This window comes from Streptomyces ossamyceticus, from assembly GCF_001418475.1.
Lineage (GTDB): Bacteria > Actinomycetota > Actinomycetes > Streptomycetales > Streptomycetaceae > Streptomyces > Streptomyces ossamyceticus.
The window spans coordinates 1-9,290 of the sequence record NZ_LIQX01000523.1; the positions used below are offsets into that span (position 1 = coordinate 1).

General features: G+C 71.9%; 7 protein-coding genes and 1 pseudogene. 5 read left to right on the forward strand and 3 right to left on the reverse strand.

Annotated elements, in window-relative coordinates:
* The coding region (locus AOK15_RS31760; RefSeq protein ID WP_079058832.1) for an acetolactate synthase large subunit at window positions 1–1,049 on the reverse strand (1,049 nt) is incomplete at its 3' end.
* A gap of 115 nt (window positions 1,050–1,164) precedes the next feature.
* On the opposite strand from AOK15_RS31760, the gene AOK15_RS31765 reads away from it, so the two are divergent.
* The 3 genes from AOK15_RS31765 (at window position 1,165) to AOK15_RS31775 (ending at window position 5,613) form a co-directional block, all read left to right on the forward strand.
* Window positions 1,165–1,953 carry an IclR family transcriptional regulator gene (locus tag AOK15_RS31765; RefSeq protein ID WP_167738879.1) on the forward strand — a complete coding sequence of 263 codons (789 nt, stop codon included), beginning with the start codon at window positions 1,165–1,167 and terminating at the stop codon, window positions 1,951–1,953.
* A gap of 181 nt (window positions 1,954–2,134) precedes the next feature.
* Window positions 2,135–3,613, forward strand: a complete 1,479-nt coding sequence (locus AOK15_RS31770) for an APC family permease (RefSeq protein WP_055521787.1) — start codon at window positions 2,135–2,137, stop codon at window positions 3,611–3,613.
* An 86-nt stretch (window positions 3,614–3,699) separates the two neighbouring features.
* Complete coding sequence (locus AOK15_RS31775) at window positions 3,700–5,613, forward strand: primary-amine oxidase (protein ID WP_055521788.1); 1,914 nt, start codon at window positions 3,700–3,702, stop codon at window positions 5,611–5,613.
* A 28-nt stretch (window positions 5,614–5,641) separates the two neighbouring features.
* Here AOK15_RS31775 and AOK15_RS45790 read toward each other — a convergent pair whose 3' ends face one another.
* Entirely contained in the window at window positions 5,642–6,349 is a 708-nt protein-coding gene (locus AOK15_RS45790; RefSeq protein ID WP_055521789.1) for an IclR family transcriptional regulator, read from the reverse strand.
* Between the two features lie 140 nt (window positions 6,350–6,489).
* Between AOK15_RS45790 and AOK15_RS31785 the strand changes: the two genes are divergently transcribed.
* Together AOK15_RS31785 and wrbA are read left to right on the forward strand one after the other, a co-directional pair.
* Window positions 6,490–7,989 (forward strand): aldehyde dehydrogenase family protein, encoded by a 1,500-nt coding sequence (locus tag AOK15_RS31785; RefSeq protein ID WP_055521790.1) that lies wholly within the window; start codon window positions 6,490–6,492, stop codon window positions 7,987–7,989.
* An 89-nt stretch (window positions 7,990–8,078) separates the two neighbouring features.
* Window positions 8,079–8,684, forward strand: a complete 606-nt coding sequence (gene wrbA, locus AOK15_RS31790; RefSeq protein ID WP_055521791.1) for an NAD(P)H:quinone oxidoreductase — start codon at window positions 8,079–8,081, stop codon at window positions 8,682–8,684.
* A 73-nt stretch (window positions 8,685–8,757) separates the two neighbouring features.
* Here wrbA and AOK15_RS31795 read toward each other — a convergent pair.
* Window positions 8,758–9,290: pseudogene (locus tag AOK15_RS31795) on the reverse strand (amino acid transporter); the annotation flags it as partial.

A 9,290-nucleotide genomic window follows, 5' to 3' on the forward strand; every position in this document is an offset into this window, starting at 1 on the left:
CCGTCCGGGAGCCCCGCGTCGTCCGGCCGGGCGGGTGACGGCGGTCCGGGCGCCCCCAGGGTGTCCGCGAGGACCTCCAGCGCGTGCGCGCCGTCCTCCTCCGGAGTGCTCAGCACCTCCACGGTGCCCGGGGGAGCGAGCAGGCTCGGGATCCCTTCGTAGCCGAAGTACGACACGGGTTCCAAGGCCCCCGCCAGCACGACGAGTTGGGCTCCGGAGAGAGCCTCGACCGCCTTCTCGGGGAAGTAGGGCAGGCGGTCGAGGTCCGGGAGGCCGCCGCCGCGTTCGGCGGCGGCCGGGAAGGTCTCGCTGTACAGCACCGCCCCGGTGGCGGCGGCGATCCGGGCGGCCGCCCGCTGCCCGCGCTCGTCGAGCGCCGCCCCGCCCAGCAGGAGGACGGCGCGCTCCCCGGCCCGCAGCCGCTTGGCGAGGGCGTCGACGACCTCGGTCGCCACCTCCCGCCGGCGCTGCGGGCCCGGCAGCTCGACGTCCACCGGGTCCTTCAGCACCTCCTGCTGGAAGTCGGCGGGGGCGATGAGGGTGGCCCCGCAGCCGGGCGCGGCGCCGGCGGCCCCGATGGCGCGGGCGGTGAGCCGGGCCAGACCCGCACCCGAGGCGGCGGTGCCGACCCAGCCGGAGACGGGGCGTGCGAGCGAGACGATGTCCGAGGTCAGGGGCGCGTCATGGGCGAGATGCCAGCTGGCGTGATCCCCGATGACGTTGAAGACGGGGGAGTGGGCCCGCCGCGCGTTGTGCAGGTTGGCGATGCCGTTGGCGAAACCGGGGCCCAGATGGAGCAGTGTCATCGCCGGCCGGCCGGCGATCCGGGCGTAGCCGTCGGCCGCTCCGGTGCAGACGCCCTCGAAGAGCCCGAGCACCGCGCGGGTGCCGGGGACCGAGTCCAACGCGGCGACCAGCGGCATCTCGGTGGTTCCCGGATTGGCGAAGCAGACGTCCACTCCGGCGGCGAGCGAGGTCTCGACCAGGGCCTCCGCCCCGGTCATGACGCCGAACCGGTTCGCCTGCCAGACGGTCGTGGCGTGGTTCATGGACTTTCCTCCGTGCACTATGCGCACTGTCCGTGCGTATAGTGCACAGCATTGGCAGGGGAGGACCCCGACGTCAAGCCCCGGGTGCGGCGGACCCGTGGCCTACGCTGAACGCGTGAGCGGAACCGGGAAGGTGGTACGCGGGGTGCGGGCAGAGGCCGCGAACGGCACGGGAAGCAGTCCGCACGGCGGGGGCGAGGCGGGCGGGGAGGCGGTCAAGCGGCCCAGTCAGCCGCCGTCGCAGACGCTCGTCCGGGGTCTCGCCGTCCTGCGGGCCGTCGCCCACCAGCCCCGCGGACTGACGGTCGCCGAGATCGCCGCCCGGACGGGGCTGCACCGGACCGTCGTCCATCGCCTCGCGGGCACGCTGGCCGCCGAGGGGTTCCTGGCGAGGACCGCGGACGGCGCGTACGTCCCCGGCGGGGAACTCCACACGCTCGCGGGCACCACCCGCCCCACCCTCGCGGAGTTCGTCCAGCCGCTGCTCCAGCAGCTCGCCGACCGGTACGGCGGTACGGCGATCCTGTTCTTCCCGGAACCGGACTGCGTCGTCGCCGTCGCCACGGCCGTCCCCCGGAACGCCGACTACCACCTCGCCTACCGCAAGGGCTCCCGCCAGCCGCTGGACCGCGGGGCCGCGCCGTGCGCGATCCGCGCCGGACGGACCCCCTCCGACGACGACCCGGAGGCGGTGCGGGAGGCGCGCCGCCGGGGCTGGGTCACCAGCCACGGCGCGGTGGAGCCGGGTGCCCACGCGGTCGCGGCACCGCTGGCCCGGGACGGAGACGTGCTGGACGCCTGCGTCATGTTCGTCTCGCACCGCCAGGACCGCGTCGACGAGGCCACCCCGGACGTGGTCTCCGCCGCGCACGCCGCCCGTGCGTTCCTGCTCGGGTCGCGGTAGGCCGCCGCCCGGCTCCTTCTTCTCGGTCAACGGCCGCCCCCGTCGGAACACTTCGGCGGGGGCGGCCTCCTTTGTGTCCGGTGGGCCTTGACACCCACCATCGGCCACCACACCATGTGCTACCAACAAACGTACACCATGTACGAATATCGCACAGCGGTGCAACTGGAGGCTGATCGGGATGACAAGCCCTGATCGCATCACCCTGGCTCACGGCCGCCTGTCCCTGATCGGCGTCCTCACTCAATCCATCGGCTTCATGGGACCGGTGTTCTCGGTCGCGGCCCTTCTCCCCCTGGTCGTGGGCCTGTCGGCCACGGGACGGGGCGCCGGGGTCGCCACTCCCGTCGCGATCGCCATCGCCGGTGTCGGCATGTGCGGCGTGGGCTGGGTCATCGCCCAGTACGCGAAACGGATCCATCTGTGCGGATCGCTCTACGAGTACGTGAGCGACAGTGCCGGGCCGCGGGTCGGTGTGGCCGCCGGGTGGCTCTACTACGGGGCCATGATGGTGCTGGGGGCGTCGACGTTCCTCGTCCTCGGCGGCCTGACCCGGACCTGGCTCCTCAACGCCCTGTCCGTGGACGTGCCGTGGTGGCCCCTCTCCCTGGCCTACGCCGCCCTCGTCGTCGGTGTTCTCGTGATCGGCGTCCAGGTGTCCATCCGGGCCCAGCTCGTCCTCGCCCTCGCCACCATCCTCGTCGTCCTCGTCTTCTCCCTTGTCATCCTCTTCCGGGCGGGCCGGAGCGGCGGGGGACTGCCCGCCGAGCCCTTCGACCCGTTCTCCGTGGGACGCCTGGACCTCCTCTACGGCGTCCTCTACGGCATCAACATGTTCATCGGCTTCGAGTCGGCAGCCAACCTCGCCGAGGAGACCGCGAACCCCAAACGCCATGTGCCCCGCGCGGTCCTGTGGTCGCTCACCCTCGTCGGTGTCTACTACCTGGTCGTCGCCTACGCCCAGGCCGTGGGCTTCGGCCTCGACGCGCAGGCGTGGAAGGACAGCGTCTTCCCGCTGGAGGCCCTCGCCTCCGGCAGGGAGTACGGATCGTCCGGCTTCGGCACCTTCATGGGTGTGCTGATCATCCTCGACGTCCTCGCGGTGGCGATCGGTGTCGGTGTCGCGTCGAGCCGGGGCATGCTCTCCATGGCCCGCAGCGGCCGACTGCCCGCGAGACTGGCCCACTTGCACCCGCGGTTCCTCACCCCGGTGTGGGGCGCCGCCCTGTGGGGCGCCCTCTCCTGCCTGGTCATCGTGGCCGTACGGGCGGGCGACGGCATCTTCTCGCGCGAGACCGTCCAGCCCGGCGTCCTACAACCCCAGTGGTCACCGGCGTTCACCTGGATGGCCGGCTTCGGCGGCACGGGCCTTGCACTGATGTACCTGATCGTCGCCGCCCTCGGCGTCAAGGGCCTGTGGCCGCACGTCGGCCACGCCAAGCTCCTCGTCGCCGGCAGCGTCGGCGTCCTCGTCTCGGCCGGCGCCGTCTTCGGAGCCGTCTACCAGGCCCAGAGTCCCCTCGACACCGTGCCCTGGGCCCTGCTCGGCTGGGTGATCCTCGGCGTCGCGTGGTCCTTCCTCGTCCACCGGCGGGCGCCCCGCCAGGAGGCGACCGTCGACGAACCGGCGCGCAGCGCGGGCGAGGTGACCACCCCATGACAGCACCGGAACCCCTCGCCACTGCCCATGCCCACTCCACGCCCGGCTCCCCGCAGCCGGCCCCTCGACCCGTAGGAGGAACGGCAGTGACCACTGCCACGCCGCACCCGTACGATCCGCTCACCGCCAAGGAGACGGAGCAGGCCGTCGCCGTGGTGCGGGCCGCCCGGCCCGAGCGCACGGCGATCAGATTCCCGCTGATCCGGCTGGACCTCCCGGACAAGGGGCGGGTCCGCGCGTACGACCCCGCCCGGCCGATCCCCCGCGTGGCCTTCCTCGTCGTCTACGACCCCGAGGCGGGCGCCATGTTCGAGGCCCGCGTCGATCTCACCGATGACCGCCTCGTCTCCTGGGACCACCTGCCGGGCAGGCAACCACCCATCATGATCGAGGAGTTGATGGCTCTCGACGAGATCGTGAAAGCCGCCCCCGCCGCGGTGGAGGCCCTCGTACGGCACGGCGTCGACGATCTGTCGCAGGTCCAGTTCGACCCCTGGTCCACCGGCACCCTGCCGGTCGAGGGCGTGGACGCCCGGCGCCGCGTGATCCGCGCGACCGCCTACGTCCGCCGCTTCCCCGAGGACAACGGCTACGCCCGGCCCGTCGGCAACCTCGTCTTCGTCATCGACTGCGACACCCGCACCGTGGCGGCCGTCCTGGAGGGGGAGCCGCTGCCGCTCCCGCCGGAGAGCGGGAACTACGACCCGGCAAGCGTCGGACCGCTGCGCGACGACCTCCGCCCGATCGAGATCACCCAGCCCGACGGCCCCTCCTTCACGGTCTCCGGCAACGTCATCGCATGGCAGCGCTGGCGGCTGCACGCCCACATCGATGTGGTGGAGGGCCTCGTCATCAGCGACGTCTCCTACGAGGACGACGGGCGCCGCCGCCCGATCCTGCACCGGGCCGGCATCAGCGAGATGGTGGTGCCCTACGGCGACACCAGCGACGACTTCTACTTCCGCAACGTCTTCGACGCGGGGGAGTACAGCCTCGGCAAGACCGTGGGTTCGCTGAGCCTCGGCTGCGACTGCCTCGGCGAGATCCGGTACCTCGACGCGGTCCTCGCCGACGAGTCCGGCACCCCGCACACCGTCACCAACGCCATCTGCCTGCACGAGGAGGACTACGGGATCCTCTGGAAGCACTGGGACTTCCGCTACGTCGAACAGGCCGAGGTCAGACGCTCCCGGCGGCTCGTCGTGTCGTCGATCCATACGATCGGCAACTATGAGTACGGCTTCTTCTGGTACTTCTACCTCGACGGGACGATCCAGTTCGAGGCCAAGCTCACCGGCATCGTCCAGACCCGGACCGTGGCCCCCGGCGTGAAGCCCGCCCACGGGACACTGGTGGCGCCGCAGTTGGACGCCCCGAACCACCAGCACCTGTTCAACATGCGCCTGGACATGGAGGTCGACGGGCCGCGCAACACGGTCGTGGAGGTCGACGCCGTGGGCCTGCCCATGGGGCCCGACAACCCGTACGGCAACGCGATCGTCGCCCGTGGCACGGAGATCACCAACGAACGCGACGGCCGCCGGATGTGCGATCCGCTCACCGCGCGCACCTGGAAGATCACCAACCCCGGGGTGCGCAACCGCTTCGGCGAACCCGTCGCCTACAAGCTGGTCCCGTTCGTCGGCCCCACTCTGCTCGCCGCTCCCGAGAGCGATCTGGCGCGGCGCGCCGAGTTCGCGCGGGCGCATCTGTGGGTGACCCGGTACAGCCCGGACGAACTGCACGCGGCCGGCGACTACCCGAACCAGCACCCCGGTGACGGCATCGGCAGGTGGATCGAGCAGGAGCGTGATCTCGTCGACACGGACGTGGTGCTGTGGCACACCTTCGGCACCTCGCACCTGCCGCGCCCGGAGGACTGGCCCATCATGCCGTGCGACTACGTGGGGTTCGCGCTGAAGCCGGTCGGATTCTTCGACCGCAACCCGTCGTTGGACGTGCCGCCCCCGCCGGGGCACGGGGCGACGCACTGCCACTGACCGGGGGCGGCCGCGGGGCCGGTGGGTGTCAGCGCCCGACGGCCTCGGGGCCGGCCGTGCCGACCAGTTGCGTCGCGGCCGTCCTGGCCGCCTCCGTCACCAGACGCGGGACTTGGTCGTCGACGAGCTTGAGGCCGAGCTGCACCACGCCGAGGCTCGCCGTCGACCAGTCCGAGACCCGGATGGGGGCGGCGACCCCGATCGCGCCCTCCTGGATCGAGCCCACGCTGACCGCGTAACCCCGGCGGCGGGCCTCACGGACGTGCTCGGTGTCCTCGTCGGAGTCCGGCCGGCCGGCGAGGATGGCGATGCCGTCGGCGCCGACGGCCAGGGCGTGCCGGGCGCCCTCCCGCATGGCGAGGTGCATGGTCGAGTTCGGCGGCTCGGCCGTCAGCAGGATCAGGGCCTGGTCGCCGTCGGCGACGCTCAGCAGCGCCGTGCTGTTGGTCTGCTCGCTGAGCCGCCGCAGGATCGGCAGGACGGTGGCCTGCAACCGTGGTTTGAGCTGCCCGGCCAGTTCGGCCACACCGAATCCGAGGATGTACCGCGTGCCGAGGCGGGCGACGAGGTTGTGCGCCTCCAGCGTGCGCAGAAGACGGTAGACCGCCGCCCGGGCGATCGTCAGCTGCTCGGCGAGCTCCGCCGCCGTGAGACCGTCGGCGTTGCGTGCGAGCAGCGACAGTACCGTCAGCCCGCGGTCAAGAGTCAGGGACGTTTCCCCGCCGGTCGCCGCCACGATCTTCTCTCTCCTCCTGCTTCCGAGTGCCGCACATCATGTCACGGCGCCGGGAACGGCCCGATGACACCGACCCCTTGACCCGGCGTCACCCTCTCCCTATGGTTTCGAATATCGTCCTCATAGAACGGTAATCGTACATGCTCGCACGCGCAGAGGCCGAACGGCTGGTCAGCACGGTTCCCACGGAGCCCTACCTCGCAGGGCGATGGGACAGCAGTCAGAGCACCGACACCTTCGACGTGACCGACCCGGTCACCGAACAACGGCTCACGACCGTGGCCGCGGCCGGGGCCCGTGAAGTGGAACGGGCCGTGTCGCACGCCCGGACCGCGATGGACGAGGGCGAGTGGGGGAGGACCGACGGAAGTGTCAGGGCGGTCCTGCTGCACCGACTGGCCGATCTGATCGAGGCACGGAGCGAGGAGTTCGCGACCCTGGAGTCGCTGGACATCGGCAAGCCCGGGTTCGAACCGCGGGCGATCGACCTGCCGCAGACGATCCAGACGTTCCGTTACTTCGCCGGCTGGGCCGACAAGGTGGAGGGCCGCTCCGTCCCCACCTCCTCCTACATGGGACGGCCCACGCACAGCTACACCGTCCGCGAGCCGGTCGGGGTCGTCGCGGCCATCACGCCCTGGAACTCACCGACGATGATCGGGGCGTGGAAGATCGCGCCCGCGCTTGCCGCGGGCTGCGCCGTCGTCCTCAAGCCCCCGGAGGACGCGCCCCTCACCTCCCTCCTCCTCGCGTCGCTGATCGAGGAGGCCGGCTTCCCGGCGGGGGCGTTCAGCGTCCTTCCCGGACTCGGCGCCGTGACGGGCCAGGCGCTCATCGACCACCCCGGCGTGGACAAGATCTCCTTCACCGGCAGCCCCGAGACGGGACACAAGGTGGCGTTGGCCGCCGCGAAGGGGTTCCGGCGCACGACCCTGGAGCTGGGCGGAAAGAGCCCTCAGATCGTCTTCGCCGACGCGGATCTCGACGAGGCCGCGCTGGGGGTGGCGGTCGGCATCTTCGCCAACCAGGGCGAGGTGTGCGCCGCGGGCAGCCGCATCCTGGTCGCTCGTTCCGTGTATACCGAGTTCGTGGAGCGTCTGGTGGCGCGGGCCCGTGCCATCACGGTCGGTGACCCGTTCGACGAGGGCACCACGATGGGCGCGCTGATCAACGCCCGGCAGCTGGGCAGGGTCGCCGAGTACATCGCGGCCGGGGTCGACGAGGGCGCCCGCCTGATCACCGGGGGAGGCCGGCCGCACGCCAGGGGCTTCTTCGTCGAGCCGACCCTCTTCGCCGACGTGGACAACGCCATGACGATCGCCCGGCGGGAGATCTTCGGGCCCGTGGGCGCCGTGATCCCGTTCAACACGGAGTCCGACGCGATCACGATGGCCAACGACAGCGACTACGCGCTGGCCGCCACCCTGTGGACCGCCGATGTCAGCCGGGCCCATGTGGTCGCCCGACAGGTGAAGGCGGGCGCCGTCGCCATCAACGGCTGGGCGCCGCTCGACCCCCGCGTGCCCTGGGGCGGTTCCCGGCTCAGCGGCCAGGGGCGGGAGTTGGGCTGGGCCGGCATCGAGGCCAATACCGAGGAGAAGACGGTCACGGCCGTCCTCTCGTACACCCCCGACAAATGAGAGCGCGCCAGGCGTCCTCCCCGAGGTCGTCCACCGCCCTGTGATCGTCCCCTGCTTGTGATCGTCCACCGCCTCGGGAGGGGTTCTCCGTGTCAGCTCATGTGTTGGTCGTGTACTACAGCGCGACGGGGTCCGTGCATCGGCTCGCGCGGGCGGTGGCCGAAGGGGCCGAGTCGTTCGGTGCCGAGGTGCGGCTGCGCAGGGTCGCCGAACTCGCACCCGAGGAGGCGATGGCGGCGAATCCGAACTGGGCGGCGCACCACCGGGAGACGGAGTCGGCCGTCGAGGTGGCCGAGCTCGCCGATCTGGAGTGGGCCGACGGATACGCCTTCGGCACACCGACGCGGTACGGCGCTCCGGCGGCGCAGCTGAAGCAGTTCATCGACACCGCCGGAAGTCTCTGGCAGGAGGGGAAGCTGGCGGACAAGCCGGTGACGGCGTTCGTCTCCTCGGCGGAGCGGCACGGCGGCCAGGAGTCGACGATCCTGTCCCTGAACAACGTCTTCTACCACTGGGGCGCGGTCATCGTGCCGCTCGGCTACACGGACGACGTCGTCTACGCGTCGGGCGGCAACCCGTACGGGACGTCATGGCCCGCCGGTTTCCCCTCGACGCCGCCGGACGACACGGCACTGGCCTGCGCCCGCTTCCAGGGCGCCCGGCTGGCCCGGTTCGCGACCCTTCTCGCGGGCTGACCCCCGCCGACGGCCCCGCGGCGGTGGCGCGACCTGCCGCGGCGGGGCCCGCCCCTGCCCCGGAGGGCGGGGGTCACACCGATTCGACGTCGGTGGTGGCGAGTTTCGCGTAGACCTCCGGCCGCCTGCGGCGGATCCGCGTCGCGAGGACCACCCCGGTCGCGAACACGGCCGGGGTGAGCGCCACGAGCGTCCAGTTGACGGCCGACGACGCCCCGGTGAAGAGGTTGAGGCGAGTGCAGACCAGCACCGTGATGGCGGCCAGCAGCACCGCGGCGGTCGCGGGCGCGGCGGCCGTCCGCAGCCGTCCCGCCCCGGCGGCGCCCGGGTTGCGGCGGAAGAAGACGACCACCGAGCAGGCCGCCAGGGTCTGCAGCGCGAGGATGCCGACCACTCCGGGGGTGTTCACCCACAGCAGGAACTCGTTGTACGGGTGCACGCCGATCGCCGCGAACACGGCGGTGACCAGGGCCGCCAGCACGGTCTGCGCGACACCGGAGACCCAGGGCGAACCGTGCCGGGGGTGGATGCTGCCCAGCCGGGCGGGGGCGGCGCCCTCCACGGACAGGGCGTAGCCGTAGCGGGTGATGGCGTTGTGGAAGGCGA

What these genes read in the sequence shown, in the direction of transcription:
- AOK15_RS31770 (WP_055521787.1), top strand. Translation starts at nt 2,135, where the DNA reads ATGACAAGCCCTGATCGCATCACCCTGGCTCACGGCCGCCTGTCCCTG.
- AOK15_RS31785 (WP_055521790.1), top strand. Translation starts at nt 6,490, where the DNA reads ATGCTCGCACGCGCAGAGGCCGAACGGCTGGTCAGCACGGTTCCCACG.